At 71.3% G+C, this 21,883-nt stretch carries 18 protein-coding genes; 10 read left to right on the forward strand and 8 right to left on the reverse strand.

The window, feature by feature from the left end:
- The first annotated feature begins 135 nt into the window (after window positions 1-135).
- Both nhaA and ABZ635_RS13610 read left to right on the forward strand, forming a co-directional pair.
- Window positions 136-1,398 carry a Na+/H+ antiporter NhaA gene (gene nhaA / locus ABZ635_RS13605; protein ID WP_357763784.1) on the forward strand — a complete coding sequence of 421 codons (1,263 nt, stop codon included), beginning with the start codon at window positions 136-138 and terminating at the stop codon, window positions 1,396-1,398.
- Between the two features lie 406 nt (window positions 1,399-1,804).
- Window positions 1,805-3,343, forward strand: a complete 1,539-nt coding sequence (locus ABZ635_RS13610; RefSeq protein ID WP_357763788.1) for a DEAD/DEAH box helicase — start codon at window positions 1,805-1,807, stop codon at window positions 3,341-3,343.
- 83 nt (window positions 3,344-3,426) lie between these two features.
- Here ABZ635_RS13610 and ABZ635_RS13615 read toward each other — a convergent pair whose 3' ends face one another.
- The gene (locus ABZ635_RS13615) at window positions 3,427-4,392 is read right to left on the reverse strand and encodes a DMT family transporter (protein WP_357763791.1); all 966 of its coding nucleotides are present in this window, start codon (window positions 4,390-4,392) and stop codon (window positions 3,427-3,429) included.
- Between the two features lie 581 nt (window positions 4,393-4,973).
- Here ABZ635_RS13615 and ABZ635_RS13620 point away from each other — a divergent pair.
- Both ABZ635_RS13620 and ABZ635_RS13625 read left to right on the forward strand, forming a co-directional pair.
- Window positions 4,974-5,738, forward strand: coding sequence for an FCD domain-containing protein (locus ABZ635_RS13620; protein WP_357763798.1), 765 nt, complete (start codon window positions 4,974-4,976; stop codon window positions 5,736-5,738).
- Complete coding sequence (locus ABZ635_RS13625; RefSeq protein ID WP_357763801.1) at window positions 5,735-6,934, forward strand: MFS transporter; 1,200 nt, start codon at window positions 5,735-5,737, stop codon at window positions 6,932-6,934. The genes ABZ635_RS13620 and ABZ635_RS13625 overlap by 4 nt, the downstream gene beginning before the upstream one ends.
- A gap of 177 nt (window positions 6,935-7,111) precedes the next feature.
- On the opposite strand, the gene ABZ635_RS13630 is transcribed toward ABZ635_RS13625, so the two are convergent.
- Entirely contained in the window at window positions 7,112-8,677 is a 1,566-nt protein-coding gene (locus ABZ635_RS13630) for a DASS family sodium-coupled anion symporter (RefSeq protein WP_357763804.1), read from the reverse strand.
- A gap of 255 nt (window positions 8,678-8,932) precedes the next feature.
- Here ABZ635_RS13630 and ABZ635_RS13635 point away from each other — a divergent pair, with 255 nt between their 5' ends.
- Entirely contained in the window at window positions 8,933-9,931 is a 999-nt protein-coding gene (locus ABZ635_RS13635) for a TAXI family TRAP transporter solute-binding subunit (protein WP_357763806.1), read from the forward strand.
- Window positions 9,932-10,035: 104 nt separating this feature from the next.
- Here the strand turns inward: ABZ635_RS13635 and ABZ635_RS13640 are convergent, their stop codons facing one another.
- Genes ABZ635_RS13640 through ABZ635_RS13650 form a run of 3 tightly spaced genes read right to left on the reverse strand, consistent with a single transcriptional unit; the run spans window position 10,036 to window position 15,920 of the window.
- Window positions 10,036-11,439 (reverse strand): HAMP domain-containing sensor histidine kinase, encoded by a 1,404-nt coding sequence (locus ABZ635_RS13640; protein ID WP_357763809.1) that lies wholly within the window; start codon window positions 11,437-11,439, stop codon window positions 10,036-10,038.
- 3 nt (window positions 11,440-11,442) lie between these two features.
- Window positions 11,443-12,111 (reverse strand): response regulator transcription factor, encoded by a 669-nt coding sequence (locus tag ABZ635_RS13645; RefSeq protein WP_357763812.1) that lies wholly within the window; start codon window positions 12,109-12,111, stop codon window positions 11,443-11,445.
- A 50-nt stretch (window positions 12,112-12,161) separates the two neighbouring features.
- Window positions 12,162-15,920: a hypothetical protein gene (locus tag ABZ635_RS13650; protein ID WP_357763815.1), complete on the reverse strand. Its 3,759-nt coding sequence runs from the start codon at window positions 15,918-15,920 to the stop codon at window positions 12,162-12,164.
- A 310-nt stretch (window positions 15,921-16,230) separates the two neighbouring features.
- Between ABZ635_RS13650 and ABZ635_RS13655 the strand changes: the two genes are divergently transcribed.
- Window positions 16,231-17,001: a DUF1963 domain-containing protein gene (locus ABZ635_RS13655; RefSeq protein WP_357763816.1), complete on the forward strand. Its 771-nt coding sequence runs from the start codon at window positions 16,231-16,233 to the stop codon at window positions 16,999-17,001.
- Window positions 17,002-17,246: 245 nt separating this feature from the next.
- On the opposite strand, the gene ABZ635_RS13660 is transcribed toward ABZ635_RS13655, so the two are convergent.
- Window positions 17,247-17,687 carry a DoxX family protein gene (locus ABZ635_RS13660; RefSeq protein WP_357763819.1) on the reverse strand — a complete coding sequence of 147 codons (441 nt, stop codon included), beginning with the start codon at window positions 17,685-17,687 and terminating at the stop codon, window positions 17,247-17,249.
- Between the two features lie 195 nt (window positions 17,688-17,882).
- Window positions 17,883-18,389, reverse strand: a complete 507-nt coding sequence (locus tag ABZ635_RS13665; protein ID WP_357763821.1) for a MarR family transcriptional regulator — start codon at window positions 18,387-18,389, stop codon at window positions 17,883-17,885.
- Between the two features lie 82 nt (window positions 18,390-18,471).
- Between ABZ635_RS13665 and ABZ635_RS13670 the strand changes: the two genes are divergently transcribed.
- The 3 genes from ABZ635_RS13670 to ABZ635_RS13680 all read left to right on the forward strand — a co-directional run bounded on the left by ABZ635_RS13670 (window position 18,472) and on the right by ABZ635_RS13680 (window position 20,445).
- Window positions 18,472-19,251 (forward strand): class III extradiol ring-cleavage dioxygenase, encoded by a 780-nt coding sequence (locus tag ABZ635_RS13670; RefSeq protein WP_357763824.1) that lies wholly within the window; start codon window positions 18,472-18,474, stop codon window positions 19,249-19,251.
- Between the two features lie 49 nt (window positions 19,252-19,300).
- Window positions 19,301-19,933, forward strand: coding sequence for an NADAR family protein (locus ABZ635_RS13675; protein WP_357763827.1), 633 nt, complete (start codon window positions 19,301-19,303; stop codon window positions 19,931-19,933).
- 272 nt (window positions 19,934-20,205) lie between these two features.
- A complete protein-coding gene (locus ABZ635_RS13680; protein WP_357763830.1) occupies window positions 20,206-20,445 on the forward strand; it encodes a hypothetical protein in 240 nt (79 codons plus the stop codon).
- A gap of 106 nt (window positions 20,446-20,551) precedes the next feature.
- Here the strand turns inward: ABZ635_RS13680 and ABZ635_RS13685 are convergent, their stop codons facing one another.
- Entirely contained in the window at window positions 20,552-21,130 is a 579-nt protein-coding gene (locus ABZ635_RS13685; protein ID WP_357763832.1) for a TetR family transcriptional regulator, read from the reverse strand.
- 127 nt (window positions 21,131-21,257) lie between these two features.
- Between ABZ635_RS13685 and ABZ635_RS13690 the strand changes: the two genes are divergently transcribed.
- Complete coding sequence (locus ABZ635_RS13690; protein ID WP_357763835.1) at window positions 21,258-21,866, forward strand: dihydrofolate reductase family protein; 609 nt, start codon at window positions 21,258-21,260, stop codon at window positions 21,864-21,866.
- Window positions 21,867-21,883 lie beyond the last annotated feature (17 nt).

Here is a 21,883-nt window from a genome sequence, read left to right on the forward strand (position 1 = left end):
TGGGGAACCTGACCGAAACTGGACAGACGGTCCACCATAGGCGAACATGGGCGCGGCGCCACACGCGCCACAGGTGTGCCGGGAAGACTGGTCGGCGAGTCCCACAAGCAACCCATCTGCCCGGAGCACACCCCGATGAGCATCGACCCCGTCCGGCCCTCACCCTCGTACAACCCGGTGAGCCGCCTGGCCAACCTCCTCCGCAGCGACACGGTCGCCGGTTTCCTGCTGATCCTCGCGGCCGTCACCGCGCTGGTCTGGATCAACTCTCCTCTCGGCGAGGTCTACGAACGGCTCCGAGGCGTCACCTTCGGCCCCGAGGCCCTGCACCTCAACCTGTCGCTGGAGACCTGGGCCGCCGACGCCCTGCTCGCGGTCTTCTTCTTCGTGGTCGGCAACGAGCTCAAACAGGAGTTCGTCCACGGCGAGCTGCGCGACCCCCGCCGGGCCATGCTCCCGATCGTCGCCGCCGTCTGCGGCATGGTTGTCCCCGCCGGCATCTACGCGATCGTCAACCTGAACTCCCCGGAGACCCTCCAGGGCTGGGGTATCCCCATGGCGACCGACATCGCGTTCGCCGTGGCGATCCTCGCGGTGGTCGGGCGCGGCCTGCCCCCGGCCCTGCGCACCTTCCTGCTGACCCTCGCGATCGTGGACGACCTCGGCGCGGTCATCGTCATCGCGGTCTTCTACACCGCGAGCATCAGCTTCCTGCCGCTGTTCGGCGCCGCCCTGGGCGTCGCGTTCTTCGGCTACCTCCAGCGCGGCAAGGGCCTGGCCGCCAAGCTCAACGCGTCCGTCGTCCCCAACTGGGTCGTCTACGTGCCGCTGGCCGCCCTCATCTGGGTACTCACCCACGAGAGCGGCGTGCACGCCACCATCGCCGGTGTGGCCATGGGCCTGATGATGCGCACCACCAAGCACGAGGGCGAGGTCGAAAGCCCCAGCCACGGCACCGAGCACGTCCTGCGCCCGTGGTCGGCCGGTCTGGCCCTGCCGATCTTCGCGTTCTTCTCCGCCGGTGTGGTCTTCGACGGCGTGGACGCGGTCTTCACCGACCCCGCCGGGCTCGGCATCATCGCGGGCCTGTTCGTCGGCAAGATGGTCGGTATCACCGGCGGTTCGTGGCTGACCACCAAGCTCACCCGCGCCGAACTCAACCCGGACCTGAAGTGGATCGACATCTTCGGGATGTCGCAGCTGGCCGGGATCGGCTTCACGGTGTCGCTGCTGATCACCGAGCTCAGCTTCGCCGGGTCCCCCGAGCACCTCGCCCACGCGAAGGCGGGCGTGCTGATCGCCTCGCTGATCGCGGCCCTGACGGCCACCGTCGTCCTCGGCCTGCGTTCGCGCCACTACCGCGCCCTCGCGGCCCAGGCGCCCGCGAAACAGGACTGACCCGCCAGGGGGGCACCCCCCGAAGCGTGACCCGGAGGGGCCCCATCCGCGCGAGCGGACGCCGGGGCCCCTCGTCATACGACGCCCCTCGCGGTTCGAGCTCCCTCTCCGTACGGTGCCCAGTGCCACAGGGGCGCGGTCTCGGCCAGCCGGGAGGCCGTGTGCTAGGTTCGTGAGGTTGCGGTCGTGCTGCCCGGGTACCCCGGGTAACCACCACGGTGACGTTCCCAGAGCCGGTCTTCTGGCAGTCGTTCTCCGACAGGCACCGGTTCGCCCGCCACGACCCCCGTTCCTTCGGGTGAGCCGTGGATATCGAAGTAGTTTCCCCCACACACGTTCGGTGTCACTCACCGAAGCGCTGTCGTGGACTTCCGACCCGGCCTCAGTCGTCGGCGAAAGGTCATCTGTGAACCATCCCCGTGCCAACGCACGTCGTGACCGCTCCACCACCTCCGGCCAGGGTTCCCGTGGCGGCTCCGGCTCCTACGGTCGCCCCCGCCCGCGCCGCTCCTTCGACGGCCCCCGACGCGGCGGCGGCCACCAGGGCCGTCCCGGCGGCGGCTCGCGCTTCTCGGGCGGCGAGTTCGCCCTCCCCAAGACCGTCGTGCCGGGCCTCGACCCGGTCGACGACTTCCAGGCGCTGGACATGCCCGACGCCCTCAAGGAGACGCTGACCCGCCAGGGTCTGACCACGCCCTCCACGATCCAGGCGGCCACCCTGCCCAACTCGCTGGCCGGTCGGGACGTCCTGGGCCGCAGCCAGACCGGCTCCGGCAAGACCCTCGCCTTCGGCCTGGCCCTGCTGGCCCGGCTCAACGGCCGCAGCGCCGAGGAGCGGCACCCGCTGGCCGTGGTGCTGGCGCCGACCCGCGAACTCGCCCAGCAGGTCACCGACTCCCTCACGCCCTACGCCCGCTCGGTTCGGGTGCGCATGGCGACCGTGGTGGGCGGCATGCCCATCCACCGCCAGGCGCGCTCCCTGCGCCAGGGCGTGGAACTGGTCGTGGCCACCCCCGGCCGCCTGCGCGACCTCATGGAGCGCGGTGACTGCGTCCTGGACCAGGTCGAGGCCGTGGTGCTCGACGAGGCCGACCAGATGACCGACATGGGCTTCATGCCGCAGGTCACCGCGATCCTGGAGCAGGTCCCCGCCGACGGCCAGCGCCTGCTGTTCTCGGCCACTCTGGACCGGAACGTGGACCAGCTGGTGCGCCGCTTCCTCAAGGACCCGGTCGTGCACTCGGTCGACCCGTCCGAAGGGGCGGTCTCCACCATGGAGCACCACCTCCTGCACGTGTCGCACGCGGACAAGCAGGCCACGGCCACCGCGATCGCCGCCCGTGACGGCCAGGTCATCATGTTCCTGGACACCAAGCACGCGGTGGACCGCATGGCCCAGCACCTGCTGGCCAGCGGCGTCCGGGCGGCCCCGCTGCACGGCGGCCGCTCCCAGCCGCAGCGCACCCGCACCCTCAAGCAGTTCAAGGAGGGCACGGTGACCGCGCTGATCGCCACGAACGTCGCCGCGCGCGGCATCCACGTGGACGGGCTGGACCTGGTCGTGAACATCGACCCGCCCACCGACCACAAGGACTACCTGCACCGGGGCGGCCGCACGGCCCGCGCGGGCGAGTCCGGCAACGTGGTCACGCTCGTGACGCCCAACCAGCGGCGTGACATGAGCCGTCTGATGTACCGGGCCCGGATCGAACCGCAGATCGCGCAGGTCGAGCACTCCGAGGACCCGGAGCTGGCCCGCGTGACCGGCGCCCGCACCCCGTCCGGCGTGCCGGTGACCCTGCCCGCCGAGCCGCGCCGGGAGAACCGCCAGCGCGGCCCGCGCGGCCCGCGTGGCGGCCAGGGCGGCCAGCGCGGCGGCTACGGCGGCCCGCGTTCGGGCGGTTCGTCCCGCCCGCGCCGCCCCCGTCGCTCCGCGCAGGACTAGCCCGGTCCGGTCCCGCCGGACCGGCCCGTACGGCTTCGAGCCCCGTCACCCCGGTGGCGGGGCTCCGTCGTGTCCGCCGGGGCTCACCTGCGCGAGGACGACAGGGCCACCCCGGCCACGATGAGCACCGCGCACACCGCCTGGGCGCCCGTGACCGGCTCACCGATGGTCAGGTAGGCGAGCGCCGCGACACAGACGGGCTGGAGGTAGTAGAGGACCCCCGCGCGGGTGGCGCCGATCATCTCCACGGACCGGTTCCAGAGGAAGAACGCCAGCGCCGAGGAGGCGGCCCCGATGTAGAGCAGGGCGGACAGGTTCCCCGGGGTGGGGGTGAACCCGCCCTGGACCACGAGCGAGACGACCTGCGCGGGCAGCAGCATGACCAGGCCGAACAGGACCGTGGCGGCGAGGAACACCACGGCGGGCAGCTCCTGGGGCTTGCGCCTGAGCAGGGCCGAGTACCCGGCGAAGGTGAACATCGCCGCGAGCATCCAGAGGTCGCCGGTGGCCAGGTCCATGCCGATCAGCACAGCGGGGTCGCCCTTGGTGATCAGACCGACCACCGCCACCAGGGCGACCGCCATGCCGGTGATCCGCCGCGGTGACAGCCGTTCGCCACCGACCGCCGCGAAGACCGCGATCGCCACCGGGGAGGCCGCCGCGATGAGGGCGAGGTTGGTGGCGGAGGTGGTGTGGCCCGCGACGTAGATCAGGGTGTTGAAGAGCGTGACGCCCAGCAGGCTGACCAGGGCGATGTAGGGGGCGCGCTCCCGGATGAGGCGCCGGTGCTCCCAGAGTCCCCGGGCCGCGAACGGCAGGAGCACGGCCAGGGCGATCGCCCACCGCCAGAAGGCGGTCTGAACGGGCGGGATCTCCCCGGAGACCACCCGGGCGATCACGAAGTTCCCGGACCAGATGAGGGTGGCCGCGGCGGCCAGGAGCGGCCCCAGCCACAGCACCCATCGTTGAACGCGGGAGGCGGTGGACCCGCCGCCGGGCCGGGGTTCGGCCGGGTGGTCGGGTTCGGCCGGGTGGTCGGCACTGGTCACGGTGACGGACTCTCCTTCGGACGGATCATCGGATGAATAGGGAGCGCGCTCCTGCGGGCGCGGAACGTGGGCGCGCCGACGCGGATACGGGCTGTGGGCTGCGGGTGCGCGCACCACACCGGTGCTGGCTCGCGCCGGAGCCCCATGGTGGGCCCGAGCGCGGGAAAATCCGGTCCGGTGACGGCTGCCCCCGCGCGGACGCGGGCACGGACTCGCTCCGGGTCTCGGCGACGGGTTCACCCACCGCCCGTGAAGTGGATCGCGCCCGGGTTCGGCGACGGATTCGCGCACCGCCCGAGCGTCGGCACCGGTTCGGGGAGGGGCGGACGGAGCGAGGGAGGGCGGACCGGGAACACCGACGGACCGCGAGGGGCGGGCTCCGTGGCGGTGACGGTTCCGGACGAGGGCAGCACGAGGACCTCCGAGGTGGAGTGCGGTGTGCGGCCGGGGCGATTGTCGCACACACCCGCGCCGACGAGCCGCCGGACCCCGGACCTCGTCTTCCGGACCTCGTCTTCGGGTCCCGCCCGGGGGGGGCGCCCTTGTGGGCCCGGCTCCGCATGCCTAGACTCCCCGTGCAAATGTCGGACAACCAGGAGGCCACCGTGACGTCCATGACCCAGCCCACCCGGGCCGAACCCCTGGTCGTGCAGGTCAGCAGGCAGTTCAGGGCACGCATCACCTCCGGGGACTGGGCCGTGCACAGCCGCATCCCCGGTGAGAAGCGCCTCGCCGAGGAGCTCGGGGTCAGCCGGGGCACCGTCCGTGAGGCCCTGCGCGCGCTCACCGCCGCCGGACTCCTGGAACCCCGCGTGGGCGACGGCACCTATGTGCGGGCCAGCGACGAACTCACCGGACTGCTCGCCCATGGCGGCGGCACCGACCTCGAACACGTCCTGGACGTGCGCGCCGTGCTGGAGGTCGCCGCCGCGGAGCGGGCCGCGCGCCACCGCACCGACGCCCACCTGGACGCCATGCGCGAGGCGGTCGCCGCCCGTGCCGAGGCCGAGCGCGCCGACGACGTCGACGCCTACGTCGCGGCGGACTCCCGCTTCCATCGGGCGGTCGTCGAGGCCGCGCACAACCCGCTGCTCACCCGGCTCTACGACGCGCTGCGGGAGAACGTGGTGGAGTCCATCCGGCGCACCACCGCCCTGCCCGAGGTCCAGGGCCTCAACGACCTGCACGAGGGCCTGCTCGCGGCGATCGAGGACGGCACCCCCGAGCACGCGCGCGCCATCGCCACGGAACTCGCCGACGAGCTCGGGTTCATCAGCGCCGTCGTCGAGGACGAAGCCCGTGACGGGGACCCCGCCGACGCCCGCCGCACGGACGGCACCGCGTGAGCGCCCCCACCGCCCAGGCCCCCGCCCGCACCTGGGCGCGCGCCGCTCTGGCCACCGGCTCCGTCCTGGTGATCGCCTCCTGCCTGCGCCCCGCCCTCACCTCGGTCGGCCCGGTCCTGGAGGCTGTGGGGGCCACCACAGGGCTGTCCAACGGCGCCCTCGGTATCCTCACCGCGCTCCCCCTGTTCGGCTTCGCCCTCTTCTCTTCGCTCGTCCACGGACCCACCGCCCGGTGGGGTGTGGACCGCGTCGTCCTGGCCGCGCTCGCCCTGCTCGCCGCAGGCATCGCGCTCCGCTCCCTGCCCGCCCTCACCGCCCTGTGGCTCGGCACGGCGATGATCGGCGCGGCGGTGGCCTTCGGTAACGTCCTCGTCCCGGTGATTTTGCGCCGCGACCACCCGGGGCGGATCGCCCTGGTCACCGGGGTGTCGTCCTCCGTGATGACCGGGTTCGCCGCCCTGGGCGCCGGGCTCTCGGTGCCGCTCGCGGCGCTCGCGGGGGGCTGGCGGCCCGCGCTCGCGCTGTGGGCGGCCCCCGTAGTGCTCGCCCTGCTGGTGTGGGCGGCGCGGGTCCGCTGGATACCCTCCCCCGCGCCCGTCGCCGCGGCCGACTCACCCGCCGAACCCGTCGGCTCGGTGTGGCGTTCGCCGACCGCGTGGCTGCTCACGGCCTTCATGGGACTCCAGTCCACCTGCTACTTCACCCTGGTCAACTGGTTGCCCAGCGTGGAGGCCGCACGCGGGGTGGCCCCGGAGGCGGCCGGATGGCACCTGTTCGCGTTCCAGATCACCGGCGTGGTGTCCGGGCTGGCGATCACCGCGCTCATGGGTCGGCGCGCGGAGCAGCGCCCCGCCTGCCTGGCCGTGAGCCTGCTCATCGTGGCGGCCATGGCCGGACTGCTGTGGGTGCCCGCGTGGGGGCCGCTGTGGATCATGGTGGCGGGCGCGGGCACGGGAAGCTCGATCGTGGTGGCGTTGTCCCTGATCGGCCTGCGCGGCCGCACCCAGGCGGAGACCACCCGGCTCTCCGGGATGGCGCAGTCCATGGGCTACCTGCTCGCCGCCTGCGGCCCGATCGCGGCGGGCGTCCTCATCCAGCTCACCGGCGAGACCGACCTGGTGCTGGTACTCGTGGGCGTCCTCGCCCTGGTCCAGACGGCTGTGGCGTTCGGGGCGGGCCGGGACCGGCGGATCTGAGACCGGCCCCGTCATCCGGACTCCGGACGCAGGAGAACGCCCCTCCCTTCACCCGTCGGACGGTGACGGGGAGGGAGGGGCGTTCCCGGGAGTTCCGGGTCGGGGCCCCAAGGTGGTGGGGCCCCGTCCCGGGGAAGGGGCCGTCCGCTCTCTACTTCGGTCGGCCCGCGGGTGGCACTAGAGGACCTGTACTCCGAGGGCCCAACTGAACAGGGCGTACATGGAGAACATGATCAGGACGAGCGCGGTCATGTTGAACCACAGGCCCGCGCGGAGCATCTCGGTGATCTTCACGTACCCGGAGCCGAACGCGATCGCGTTGGGCGGGGTGGCCACCGGCAGCATGAAGGACATGGAGGCCGCCAGGACGGCCGGGATGACCAGCGCGAGGACGTCGATGTCCATACCGACCGCGACACCGCCCATGATCGGGAGGAACGTGGCGGCGGTGGCCGTGTTGCTGGTGAGCTCGGTGAGGCAGAGCACCAGGACGACGACCGCGAGGATGAGCGCCCACATGGGCACGCCCTCCAGGATGGCGACGCGGGTGCCGATCCAGGCGCTCAGCCCGCTGGACGTGAACTGCGAGGAGATCGCGATACCGCCGCCGAACAGCAGCAGGATGCCCCAGGGCAGCTTGAGAGCGGAGTCCCAGTCGAGGAGGCGGTTGTCGCGGTCCGCGGGGATGATGAACAGCAGGACCGCGACGAGCATCGCGATCATGGCGTCGGAGACGCTGCCGATCCACGGGATGACCGAGGCGACGGCGTCGTTCTTCGCCAGCATCGGCGCGAAGATCCAGGAGCAGGCGGCGAACGCGAAGACCGCGAGCACGAGCTTCTCGGCGCGCTTCATCGGGCCCATCTTGGCCAGCTCGCCCCGGATGAGCTCCTGGGCGCCCTCGAGGCGCTTGACCTCCGGCGGGTAGATCACCTTGGCCAGCAGGAACCAGGCGATCAGCAGGAAGATGATGGCGAGCGGGACGCCGGCCATCATCCACTCACCGAAACCGATGTGGATGTCGTGGTTCTCGGCGAGGTATCCGACCATGAGGACGTTCGGCGGGGTGCTGATCAGCGTCGAGACCGAGCCGATGGACGCGGAGTAGGCGATCGCCAGCATCAGGGCGGTGGCGAAGTTGGCGTCGGTCTTGCCGTTGCGCAGCTGCGTGACCAGGCCGATCACCGACAGGCCGACCGGCAGCATCATGACGGCCACCGCGGTGTTGGACACCCACATGCCGATGACGAAGGTAGCGGCGATGAACCCGCCGATGAGGCCGACCGTGTTGGAACCGACCTTCGACACGATCAGCAGCGCGATCCTGCGGTGCAGGTCCCACTTCTGCATGGCCAGGGCCAGCATGAAGCCGCCCATGAACAGGAAGATGACGTCCGAGCCGTACGACGGGGAGACGTCACCGATCCCGACACCGTCGATCAGCAACGGGAAGAGGACCAGCGGCAGCAGCGAGGTGGCCGGGATCGGGATAGGTTCGGTCGCCCACCAGATCGCGATCCAGGCGGTGACGGCGGCGACGATGCCACCGTTCACCGACATGACGTTTTCGGTGTCGCCGTCGCCCAGCGGCAGAGCCATCTCCGGCAGCAGGAAGTAGATGAGCAGACCGACCAGCGGACCCGCGACGAAGCCGATCACCCGGCTCCGCGTGGTGCGCTCCCCGGGTGTGCCCTTGGTCGTGGCCGGAGCGTCGTCCGGTTTCTTGTCGGCTTCCATCGCCATGTGTGGCCTCCTGCGTGCTGGTACGGCAGCTGTCCGCGACTCCCCTCCGGTCGACACCGTGTTGCCTGCCGGTTTCTCGGGGGTTACTACCTCTTGATGAGGAGATGATTGTTACGACCCCCGAATGTGTGCAACGCAACTGCGCAAGAGTTGGGATTCCTCTGACATTGGGCCACGCTGGGTGTGTGTCCTGGGGCACAAAGTGACGCGCGATACACGCGCGTGACCACCGCCCCACCCGCCTAAGCTGCGTGTATGCATCCGAGGGAAACCGACCGCCGCACGGTGCTCCTGGGCCTGGCGGGAACCGTCACCGCGGCGGCGGTGACCGGTTGCACACGCGCGCCCGACGCCACCCCGCCCCGGCTCATCGTGGCCACCGGCCCTCCGGGCGCCGTCTACCGGGAGATCGGCGGCGAACTCGCGGTCCTCCTCGACGAGCGCCTGACGCACAACAAGGTGATCCCCGTGGAGACGCGCGCCTCACACGACAACCTGTACCTGTTGGAGGACGGCGACGCGCACCTGGGGCTGGCCAACCTCGACTCGGTCCTGGCCACGGAGGTCGAGCAGCAGAACCTCGTCAGCGCGGTGGGGCGCCTCTACGACAGCTTCGTGCACCTGGTGGTCGCCGCCGACTCCCCCGTGCGGCGGCTGGCCGACCTCGACGGGCTGCGGGTGTCCATCGGAGCCTCGGACTCCGGCACCGAGTTCACCACCGAGCAGATCCTCGCCGAGACCGGTGTGGAACCCGAGGTTATCCGCCTCGACCAGGCCACCTCCGCCGAGGCCCTGGAGTCGGGCGGGATCGACGCCATGTTCTCCCTGACCGGTCTGCCCACCCCCGCCATCGCCGACCTCGCGGACCGGATTCCGCTGCGCCTGGTCGACCTGGCCGACATCGCCGACCAGATGCTCACCGTGTACCCGGAGGCCTACTTCCCCGCGACCATCCCGGCCACGACCTACGCGGGGATACCCGCGTGCCCCACGATGTCCATCCCGAACCTGCTCCTGTGCCGCCAGGACCTCCCCGACGACCTCGTGTACGTGGTGACGGACACGGTGTACACCGGCGCGTCGCGGCTGGCCGAGCAGCGCCCCGAGGCGGCCCAGATCAACGTGCGGACCGGTATCTCCACCGGGATCGTGCCACTGCACGCGGGCGCAGAACGGTGGTACCGGGACAACAAGCCCGCCTCTGAGGGCGCGCAGATCCACGTGAGCCCGTCGGCGCGGACCCCCGCCGACTGAGCCCGGCGACTGAGCCCGGCGACCGGGCCCGGCGACCGGGTGAGGCCAGGTGAGGGCCGGGCGACCGGGGAGGCCCGGGACGGCGGACGGGGACGGCGGACCGGTCAGTCCCCGTCGGGCGGAGCCGCCGGGGGCAGGGTGATGACGACACCGAACCCGCGCCGCCCCTGGTCCGCGAGGCCGTCACCCAGAGTGAGGACACCCCCCGACTCGCGGACCAGGTCCGCGACGATCGGCAGCCCCAACCCGGTGCCCTCGGTGTTCTGGTGCCGGGGCGAACGCCAGAACCGGTCCAGGGCGGCCTCGCGCTCCTCCTTGGGCAGGCCCACACCGTTGTCCAGCACACCGACGCGGACCTGCTCGCCGTCCTCAGCGCGCACCTCGATCCGCGTGCCGCCCGACAGCCGCAGCGCGTTGCTGACCAGCTCGTCGAGGATGCTGCCCAGCCCGCCCGCCGGGGCGTGCGCCCACAGGTGGTCGGGCAGGTCCGTGGTGACCTCGATCCCCCGGGACTCCCCCAGCGCGTTCCAGCGCGCCACCCGGGTGTCGACCACCCCGGTGACCTCCACGACCTCGGTCCCGGTCACGCTCTCCAGCCTCGTGGCGGCCAGCAGGGAGTTGAGCATGCGGTGCATGACGGTGGCCTCGTCGATCGCGATCGCGTGCGCCTCGCGCGCCTCGGGGCCCTTCAGGTAGGGGGACAGGTTCTCCACGGACAGCCGCAGGCTCGCCAGGGGGTTGCGGAGCTGGTGGGAGGCCTCCGAGACGAAGGAGCGCTGGCGCTCCAGGGCCCGGCGCACCACCCCCACCATGGTGTTGAACGAGTCCGTGAGGCGGCGCAGCTCCGGAGGTCCCCGTTCCGCGTCCACGTGGACCTCCAGGTCCCCCGAGGTCACCGCCGTCGTGGCCGCGTCCAGGCGGTGGATGGGTTGCAGGACCCAGCGTGACAGCGGGAGGGAGGCCGTCACCAGCAGCGCCAGCGGCACGACGCTGAACAGGGCCATCCACCCCCACGTGGTGAGGATGTCCTGGCTCAGGACATCGGTGGGCGAGACCAGGACCACCGCTCCCGCGACCTCGCTGTCACGGCCGATGGGTTCGGCGATCACCAGCGGGTCCGACCGCCACGGCCACACCGTGGTCGGCGGCTCCGGCCGCTCACCGGCCAGCGCCACGGTGATCACGGAGCCCATGCCGAGGTCCGCGACCAGGTCGCGCATCCGATCGGTCGATCCCGAGCCCGCCACCACCTCGCCGTCGGGGGCGACCAGCACCACGGGGATGCCGTAGAGCTGTTCGTACCGGGACATCTCCTGGGTGAGGGCGTTGCTCCGCTCCGCCTGGAGCGCGGTTCCGGCCAGCGAGGCGAACCGGCCCGCGTCGCCCAGCCGGTCGACGTACACGGCCTGGGTCTGCTGCTGGGCGATGACCGTCGCGATGGGGACCAGGACCGCGCCGACCAGGACGAAGGCGATGGGAAGCAGAACGGTGAGCAGACGCCTGAGCACGGGTCAGGCCTCGTCGAGCATGTAGCCGACCCCGCGCACCGTGCGGATGCGCGGCGTGGGGCCGATCTTCGCGCGGAGCGAGGCGATGTGCGTGTCGAGGGTGCGGGAGGAGGCCTCCCAGGCGGCGCCCCACACCTGGTCGAGGATCTGGTCCCGGGCGACCACGCGCGGGGAACGCTCCACGAGCAGGCGCAGCAGGTCGAACTCCTTGCGGGTCAGCGGCAACGGCTCGCCGTCCGTGCGCGCCTCGCGGGAGTTGACGTCCAGGGTGAGCCCACCGACCCGCAACGGGGGGTCGACCTGTTCGGGTTCGGCGCGGGCCGTGCGGGTCCGGCGCAGGACGGCGTCGATGCGGGCGAGGAGCTCGGCGACCCCGAAGGGCTTGACCACGTAGTCGTCGGCGCCCGCGCGCAGGCCCCGGACCCGGTCGCGCTCCTCGCCCCGGGCGGTGACGGCGATGATCGCGGTCTGCGGCCGTTCGCGGAGCCTGCGCAGGAGGTCGATGCCGTCGGCGTCGGGCAGGCCGAGGTCGAGCAGGACCACGTCGGCCGAGGGCGCCGAGAGGGCGCGCTCGGCGGTGGCCACCCGCTGCACGTCGAAGGAGGCCGCCCGGAGCGCGGTGACCAGGCCACGGGCCACCCGGTCGTCGTCCTCGACCACGAGAATACGCATGGCTAGTCATAGTAGGCAGAGACGGCGGTGGCCGCCCCACCGGCACGCGCTCACCCCCGCAGGGGCACCCGCCGAGGGATGTGCGGGATGGCGTCCCGGATCACCTGCGCCGGGTCCACGACGGAGAGTCCGAGCTGCTCCAACCACGACGCCACCTGCGTGATGCTGGTGAACACCGTGTGGGCGAGGTGGACCAGGTCGTCGAGTTCGATGGCGACCGTGGCGTTCAGGTACTCCGACTCCTCCCCGTACTGGGAGAGCAGGTGGATGGCGGCCGGGAAGCTCAGTCCTTCGGGGAGCGACCGGTGCGAGACCTCCATCCCATAACCAGCCAGACGCCCCACGATGGTCTCCACTCCCTCGTGCAGCTCCCGGGAGGCGACGACCACGTGCGCGAGCGGCATGGGGTCGCCCACCCGGACCCCCCACCACCTCAGGTGGTGGTTCGCCAACAGGGCCTCGTCCAGGTCGTCGTACTCCTCGGGGAGGGTGAGGGGGATGTCGAAGCCGAACTCCCGGAGCCGAGCGAATGCCAAGTCGAGTTGGTCCGGGTACTGGCTCTCCATGATGTCCGCGTAGGTCACCCCCTTCGGCGGCGAGACCCCGAAGTCCTCACCCTCCCCGTAGAGGAGGTCCAGGTCACCGGAGTCAGCGTCAACCGGGAAACGGGGCGGGACCGGTAGCCCCTCCTTCCCCAGGACCCGCACCATGTCCACGGGTTCCACACCGATCTCCTGAGCCCAGTTGATGAGCAGCGCGGGAGCGATCACGTCCTCCCCCTGGACCCACGGCCAGCCGCCGTTGCCCAACGGGCTGAGGTACCGCACGAACCCCTGATCGAGGTCGTCGGGGATCGAGGAGTCTTCCGCGTCGACCCCGCACTCCCTCAACAGCCCGCGGATCTCCGGTACCGGGCGCTCCATCGACTCCGAGAGCGCGAAGAGAGCCCCTGCGGGCAATCCCTCTCCCTTGCCCGGAAAGGCCTGCGGCCTCCCCGGGCCCAGAACCCGCAGCAGTTCCTCCAAGACGGGCTGTCCGGCGGCCGAAGCCACGTGCGCGGGCACGTCGAAGCCCTCGTACCGGAGAAGAAACGCCACCTCCTGGATATCGAGGTCGAGCGCTCGAGCCGTGCGGAACAGGGTCACGGGGGTCACGGGGGCCCCTTTTTCCAGTTCCAGACAGAGGATCTGTCGGAGCTGAGCGGACGCGGGTTCACGAAGATCGGCCGCGGCCAGCACCGCGCGAGGGATACGCAGATACCCGAGATCACACAGTCTGCCCAGGAAGTCCTTCGGGGTCGTATCGAGTGTCCGCAGGATCTCGGGCAGCTGAAACTCCAGGTCGCCTCGCCAGAAGCCGGGTGCGGACAGCGGAGTATCGTTCCCGGCCATGAGCTGGTCGGACGGAACGGCGTCTCGCACGTCGGTGACCACGCCCAGCTCCGGGCAGAGAGCTGTCAGTTCCTCGAGAACCTCCGGGTCGCCGTGCACCAGCATCCTCCACAGGAAGATGTGCGCCGGAACCCTCCCCAGCGGAGAGAGCGGTGAATTCCTGTAACGGCGCTGGTACGACATCCCCCTCGTGAACGGCTCGATGCCGGGCAGGTCGAGGTCGGCGGGGAAGAAACCCCGGCGCTTCGTGCCGTACCGACCCAGCCCCAGGGGGGCTGAGACACCCCTCCGAACCGCGGCCTCGGCGACGAGGTCCGCGAGCACGATGCTGCCGTTCGCCAACCTCGCCACCCACTCCGTGCACAGCAGGGGGCTGGCGGTGTCGATCAGGGCAACGGCGGCCTCGCCCAGTACTTTCCGGACCGGACCTTCCGTCTCACCCAGGACCTGGGAACGGTCCGCGGACAGCGCCAGAGGAGCACCCGGCCCGCGCAGATTGACCACCACACCGTCCAACCCGGCGGCCGATGTCGAGAAGACCCCTCCGTTTCCACCAGGGCGGGTGAGCAGACCGTCGACGAGGAGGGCTCCGCCCTTCTCACACCACAGGACGTCGGCCCACTCGTGCAATCCCTCCCACGCACAGACGACGCCACCTGCCCAGTAACCGCTCACGGGCTCTTCGTTCCGCTCCGGTGTACGGAGCGCGAACACCCCGGGCTCCCACACGTGCCGGTCGTCGCCCGTGGCGGTGGTGCGGAACTCGGCGATACCGAGCACGCTCCTCAGCACCTCCACGCACGACCACTCCGTCTGCGCAGTGTCCGGTCGCAGGTACAGACGAACCGTGGTGCCGGGGGTCCGCCTCTTCCTCCCGGTCCGGACCACGCGGAACAGGTGCCCCGGGCCATGAATGGCCGCCTCCAGCTCCGACCCCAGCACACCGTCCGCGCCCATGCGGCAGGTGGTCACCCGGATCTCGTCGGCGAGCATGAAGTAGCTCAGCACCCCGATCCCGAACCGGCTGTTCGGGTACAGCCGGATCGGCGGGTCCTCGCGCGCCCACCGCTCCCGCTCCAACAGGAAGCCCGACTCCTCGGCGAACCGCGAACCCGCGTGGGAGAACACCCCCCGCAGTTCCTCCTCCCCCATCCCGACGCCGTCGTCGGAGCAGTCCACGTAGGGGCGCCCGTCCTCGTCCACCCCCTGCACGAACTCGATCGCGCCCTCGTAGGCGTAGTCGGCCAGGGAGGTCCGGTCCAGGTACTCGGTGCGCGCCCGGCGGTACCGGCACGCGTCCAGGGCGTTCTGGTACAGCTCCCGGATCGCCAGGTCCTTGTTCTTGTACAGCTGCTCGCCGGTGAGCAGCTCGCGGGCCCGGCGCTCGTCGATCCGGAACCGCGCCCAGCTCTCGAAGGCGCCCCGCGCGGGTTCGACGCGGTCGGAGGAAAGCCGGGCGGGCAGCCCGGCGACCCTGCCGCCCAGAACCCGGTGGATGCCGTGCAGCAGCTCGTCCGCCCGCTCGACGTACTGGTGCAGGCCCTCGATGACCGCCTCGTGGCCGCACTCGGCCTCCAAACTGAGCAGGTGCGGGTCGCCCCGCCAGCACACCTCGGCCACGGTCCGCCGCACCTGTGACGGGTCCACCGGGTAGGGGATGGCGAGGTGTTCGACCACGGTGTCCGACAGCGAGGTCGGCTCCGGGGCCATCGCGAGCCCCAGTGCCATGGTCAGCGCCAGTCGGCGCTCCCGCAGGTACTGCGCGCCCTCGGCGGGGACGTACTCGTTCTCCCGCAGGTCGGCCAGGTACTCGTCGTTGCAGACCCCGCGCCCGAGCCGGAGACCGTGCAGGAAGTGGCGGATGCGGTCGCTCTTCCACAGCCTGTGGAAAAGTCGCGGCGCCCCCTCCCAGAGAGCCTCGATCCCCTCGCCGTTCTCCGCCCTGGCCATCCAGCGGTGGAACAGCCACCAGCCCACGGCAGCCTCGTCCTGCCCCCGCCGGAGTACCCGCTCCGTGAGGCCCCGGTACTCGGCGGCGAACGCCTCGAAGGAGGCACGGTCCGGAGAGGGCGACGCGGCGGGCACGAGCGAGCCCGGCCCCAGTGTGGCGCGTTCGGCGGCCCGTCGGAGTTCGTACACGCGGAGCAGGAAGGGCGTGAACACCAACAGCGCCGCCTCGGCCGGATACAGGTCCGTGTCCCCGCTCCGGTCAGGCGAGCCGAGCAGCTCGGTCAGCCGTTCGTGGAAGCGCAGGGGCGCGCCGTGGTCCAGCCAGGGGTCGTCGGCCAGCCGGGCCCGCGCCTCGTCGCGCAGGGGTACCAGGTCCTGGACGAACGCGGTCGCGGCCCGGCGGAACGGTTCCGCGTCGCGGCCAGCGGGAACGCGCCCCCACAGCGCGGATTCCGCCGCCCTTTCCACCCAGGGATCGCGGTCGGCGCGTTCCGACGACGCACTCGCTTCCCCTTTCCCATGGAAATGCTGGTGGAACTCACCGATGGAATGCGTCTGGACCAGCGTCCCGTCAGAGGCGACGTCCCCCGCCGTGTTGCTCGCTGAGATCTCCCGCACCGCGTTCCCCTCTCCGCTCCTGGACTCAGGCTAGGAGAGCGCCGAGTACCGAAAGGAACGTCGAAGGGGCACTTCACGAATCCACCCCGCGCCACCAGCGCTTTCGCCGCCATTTTCAGGGACGGGCGAAATGTCTCCCGTCTACGGCAGCATGTCCGGTATGCACAGTCATCAGACCTACCGCGAGGCCGCCCGCGCCAAGGGCGTCCCCGAGCACGCCATCGACCTGGCCCTGAGCCTGGCCCTCCCCCAGGCGGAACTCTCCCCGGCCCACGCGGACACCGGGGTCCCGGTCGGTCGCTACGGCGGCCTCCCCGCGCTCCCCGAGGGCGTCGAGTGGGACAGCGGCCTCGACCTGGTCGCCACCGTCGACTGCGCCGCCCTGCCCGCCGACGCGTGCGACCTCGCGCTCCCGCGCGACGGCCACCTGCTGTTCTTCGCGAGCCGCACCGACCCCGACGGGTTCGCGCTGTTGGACGACTCCCGCTCGGTGATCCACGTCCCGGCGGGGACACCCACCACCGAACGGCCGGTCCCCGACGACGAGGAGCACTTCCCCGCCCTGGAGTCACGTCCCCTGTACGCACGGACCTTCCCGTGCCTGCCGGACACGGCCGACGACGCCGTCCTGCCGCACCCGGAGGTCCGTCGCCTCTTCGACGAGTACCGGTTGCAGGACCACGACCAGCGGCTCCCGCAGTGGGACGACACCCTCCACCTGGGCGGCTACGCCTACTCGCCGCAGGACCCGCCCATCATGGGCTCCTCCCCGGAGGACGAGAAGGGGGGCTGGGCGCTGCTGGCCCAGGCGCAGCTCGACATGCCCGACGACCCGGACTTCACCGCGTGCGTGTTCTGGATCATCCAGCGCGACGAACTCGCGGCGGGCAACTTCGCGGCGGCGGGCCTGGTGTCGATCTCCTACCACTGAGACGCCGATCCGGCCCCGCGCGTTGGTGGGGGGCTCCGCATACCGGAGAGGTTCCGCGTACCGTGCGGGGCCCGTTTCCGGAGAGCGCGCGTTCGCGAGGGGCCTGCCGGTCCGGGGAGGACCCCGGACAGCACGAACGGCCGCCCAGCACCGGTGTGGACGGCCGCGTCAGCGGGTGCGAGTCCGGACCAGGGGTGAGTTCACGGGCCCCGGGTCGGGACGGATGCCGAGTCAGTCCGTGCGGTTCAGGCCCGCGCGACCTGCTCGGTTCCGCGCGCCGGGCGGACGCGGCCCCACGGCATGAGGCGGTCCACCGCGTGGCGACCGCCCGAGAAGCCGAGCGCCAGCGCCGCGGCACCGAGGACCAGCGGCAACTCGAAGCCGCCGACCAACGGGGCGCCGACGTGGGCGAAGAAGTACGCTCCGACCATCATCAGGGCGAGGGAGAGTCCGGCGAGGGGCAGGGCGAAGCCGATGACGAGCGCGACGCCCGCCCCGACCTCGACGGCGGCGGCGATGGAGGCGGACAGCGTCGGGAAGGGCACACCCAACGCCTCGAAGCCCTGGGCGGCGCTGCCCAGGTCGGTGGCCTTGGGCATGCCGTGGACGATGAAGACGACCCCGATGACGACCCTGGCGATCAGGGCGGTGAGGTCGCCGATCCTGACTCTGAGCGATTCGGTCATGGTTGTTCCTGTTCTGCTGTAGCGGGTATCCCGGTGTCGGGTTGCTCGTGTGGGGACGAGCCCAACACTTGAGGTCACAACCTTTTCCCGGGAAGCAGCATGGTAGTACGTATCCGGCCGAACACATAGCGTCCGAATGACCGAGTTCACACTGCCCGGGGTTCGGCCAGGTCAGGCCAGCGAACAGAATCCCGCTCAGTCGCGGACGCCGATACCGTCCGGGTCGGGGTACCGGGGCTCCTCGCCCTGGGGGTCGAGGGCGGACAGCATGGACTCGGAGATCTCCCGCAGCTGCCCCACCTGCTCCGGACTGAGGGTGTCGAACAGGACCCGCCGCACCTCGTGCACGTGCCCGGGCGCGGCGTCCTCCAGCGCCTTCAACCCGACGGGCGTGATCTCCACGATCACGGTGCGCCGGTTCTCCGGCCGCTTGTAGCGGTGGATCATCCCCTCACCCTCCAGCCGCGCGGCGGCGTGCGAGAGCCGACTGGGGGACGAACGCAGCAGTCGGGCCAGCCGTGTCATGGTCAGCTCCCGGCCGGGCGCCTCGGAGAGCATGGCGAGGATCTGGTAGTACGCGTGCGGCAGCCCGGAGTCGTGCCGGAGTTGGCGGTCCAGCGCCCCGTCGAGCAGGTTGACGGCCATCAGGAAGGCACGCCAGGTGTGCTGCTCGCCGTCGTCGAGCCAGCGCGTCTCCGCCATGGACCAGTGCCCCCAGAAATACTTGAGCGTTCAATTGTGTTTGCACCGAACACGAACCGCAACCCCGAGTCCGGAGGCCGTCATGGCGACACGCATGCCCACGCTGTACCTGAGCCACGGCGCACCACCCCTCGCCGACGACAGCGAGTGGACCCGCCAGTTGGCCGACTGGTCTGGTGCGCTCGCCCGCCCGAAGGCGATCCTCGTCGTCTCCGCGCACTGGGAGGACGCACCGCTCACCGTCGGCGCCACCACGGACGCCACCCCGCTGACCTACGACTTCTGGGGTTTCCCGCAACGCTACTACGACGTGACCTACGCCGCCCCGGGCGCACCGGAACTCGCCGACCGCGTGCGAGAACTCGCCACTGGTCCAGGTGGCACCGTCCACCAGGACTCGGCCCGGGGCCTCGACCACGGCGCCTACGTCCCCCTCAAGGAGATGTACCCGGAGGCCGACATCCCGGTCCTCCAGGTCTCCATGCCGACCCTCGACCCGGCCCGCCTCCTCGAACTCGGCCGCAGCCTCGCTCCCCTGCGTGACGAGGGCGTCCTCATCCTGGGCAGCGGGTTCACCACCCACAACCTCCGGGAGATGTCCCGCAGCACCCACGGCGACGCCCCCGCGTGGTCGGTGGAGTTCGACGACTGGACCCACCGGGCCGTGCTCGACCACGACGTCGACGCCCTCCTGGACTTCCGGCACAAGGCGCCCGCCGCCGCGATCGCCCACCCGCGCAGCGACCACTTCGCGCCCCTGTTCGTCGCCCTCGGCGCCGGACTCGACGACCACCGGGCGTCCGCGTCCACGGTGGACGGGTTCTGGCACGGTCTGGCCAAGCGCTCGTTCCAGTTCGACTGACCGAAACCCGCTACCGGAACGTCCTCGCGCGGTGGCAGACTCTCGCGCCATGAACCACCTGCACCACGCCGCCGACGCCCGGTCGGTCGAGGACCTGCTCCGGGTCGACGGACGCGTCAAGTACCTGCACTTCTGGGGGCACAGGCCCCCGGCCGCCGGGGTGTCGGCGAGCTGCCTCTCCCAGTGGTGGCCCGCCGACTTCTCCGTGGACGGGGTCTCCTTCCCCACCGCCGAGCACTTCATGATGGCCGGGAAGGCCCGGCTGTTCGGCGACGCCGAGGCCCACGACCGGATCGTCGCGGCGGGCCACCCGCGCGACGCCAAGACGATCGGCCGCCAGGTCCGCGGGTTCGACCAGCGGGTCTGGGAGCGGGAGCGGTTCGAGATCGTGGTCCGGGGCAGCGTCGCCAAGTTCGGGCAGAACGAGGACCTGCTCGCCTTCCTGCTCGGCACGGCACAGCGGGTGCTGGTGGAGGCCAGCCCCCGCGACCGGATCTGGGGCATCGGCCTGGGCCGCGACCACGAGCACGCCGAGCGCCCCCGTCACTGGCGCGGCCGGAACCTGCTCGGCTTCGCCCTGATGGAGGCCAGGGCCCGGCTCTCCGAGGAGCCCCGGGGCACCGAATCCGCCAAGGACGCCGAGGACGCCCACGGCACCGGGCGGACCCCGACGCCCGAGTGAGGGCCACCGTTCCCCGCGATTTCACTTCGGGTTCGCCCGTTCACCCTGCGTGTGCGGCGCGAGGTGCGTAGAGTCCGGAAAGCGCGGACAGCACGGTGCCCCGGCACCCGCGCCCGTTTCCCGCCCCGGCGCCTGATTCCGCGCGCCCTTCGACCTCACGGCCCGCCCGGAGGTCACGCCGCACCCGGGAGACAGTTCCTCCAGCTTCGCCGAACGCGCGAGTTCCGGACTCCACCGTCCTCACCTTCCAGGACGACACGCAGGGGAATCCCATGGCCTACTACCGCATCCAGCTCAACGACGGCTCCTCCCACACCCTCCAGGCGGTGCGCATGCGCACCGACGCGAGCAGCCTCTACCTGGAGGAGCACGCGGCGGGCGACTGGCGGGCGGTGTTCAGCAACCCGATCGGCGAGGTGAGCGGCGTCCAGCGCCGGTTCACCGAGAACGACGGAACCTGGACCTGGCTGCCGGAGCGGCTGCCCGCCCCGGTGGGTGTCCGGGCCTGGTGAACCGGGCGCGGTGCGGTCCCGGGGCGCCTGGTGAACCGGGACCGCGCACCCCAGGACCGCACGCCGCAGGGCCGCGGGAGGCCGGGCCGCGTGAGGCCCCGTAGGCTCACCCCTCCAGGGTGAGCTGCTCCACCACGAGGTCCACCAACCCCTCCAGATCGCCCTCGGAGGCCAACACTCCGGGCAGCGTCAGGTGCTCGGTGACCAGCCAGTTCATCGCCAGGTAGAGGACCAGGACGGTCCTGCGGCCGCCAGGCATGCCGGACTGCCCGTGGAAGGCGATGTTGGCGTCGAGGTCGGCGCGGACCCGCGCCGTGAGGTCGGCGCGCAGACCCGGGCGGCGCGTGGCCTCCAGCTGGAGTTCGAGCGTGGCCAGGTACACGTTCGGGTTCGCGGCCAGGCGCGCGACCGTGGCCCGCATGACCTCCGCGATCTTGGCCCGGTCCCGGGGCCCCTCCATCACGTTCTCCCACTCCCGCTGCTCGGGCATGAAGCGTTCGTAGGTGCGCACGCTGGTCTGGGCGAGCAGGTCCTCCCGGTTGGCGAAGTAGTTGGAGGCCGTCCCGACGGGCACCCCCGCCCGGGTGTCCACGGCCCGGAAGGTGAGGCCCCTGGCCCCTTCCTCGGCGAGTGCGTCGATGGCGGCGTCGAGCAGCGCGGCGCGCCGCTCCGGGTTCCTGACCATGTACTTCTCCCTCTCTGCAAGAAATCCCACGGGACCGCTTGGCAAACCACTATGCATGCAGTACTTTACTTGAAGTACTTCAATCTTAGTGGTCAACCGGCCGCAGGAGTACCCTCCAAGGAGACACATGCGAACCCTCACCTACTTCGTCGCGGTATCGATCGACGGCTACGCCTGCGGCCCCGACAACTCCCACGACTTCTACGAGGCCCCCGACCCGAGCGGCGACCTCGGTGACAACGGCCGGTTCCACGTCGACGAGTACCCCGAGCTCCTGCCCACCGTGGCACGCGCCCACCTCGGGATCGACGCCCCCAACCAGCACTTCGACACCATGCTCCAAGGGCGGGGCTCCTACCAGGTCGCCCTCGACGAGGGCGTCACCAGCCCCTACGACCACATGCGACAGATCGTCTTCTCCCGCAGCCTGGACCCCGACACCGACCCCCGGGTCACCATCGTGGCCACCGACCCGCTGGAGACCGTCCGTGAGCTCAAGGAGGAGGACGGCCCCCTCGGCATCGTCATCGTCGGCGGTCCGGCCATGGCCGGATACCTGCTCCCCGAGATCGACGAACTCATGATCAAGCGCTACCCCGTCGTCGCCGGGCACGGCCGCCCCCTCTTCGAGGGCGCCGCCTTCGACCCCGCCGGCTTCGAGCGGGTCAGCAGCACCACCTTCGAGGGAGGGGCCGACTACACCCTCTTCCGCCGCCGCGCCACCAGCGCGACGTGAACCCGGCAGGGCACCGG

Origin of the sequence: Nocardiopsis sp. NPDC007018, assembly GCF_040635075.1 — a bacterium.
Classification (GTDB): domain Bacteria; phylum Actinomycetota; class Actinomycetes; order Streptosporangiales; family Streptosporangiaceae; genus Nocardiopsis.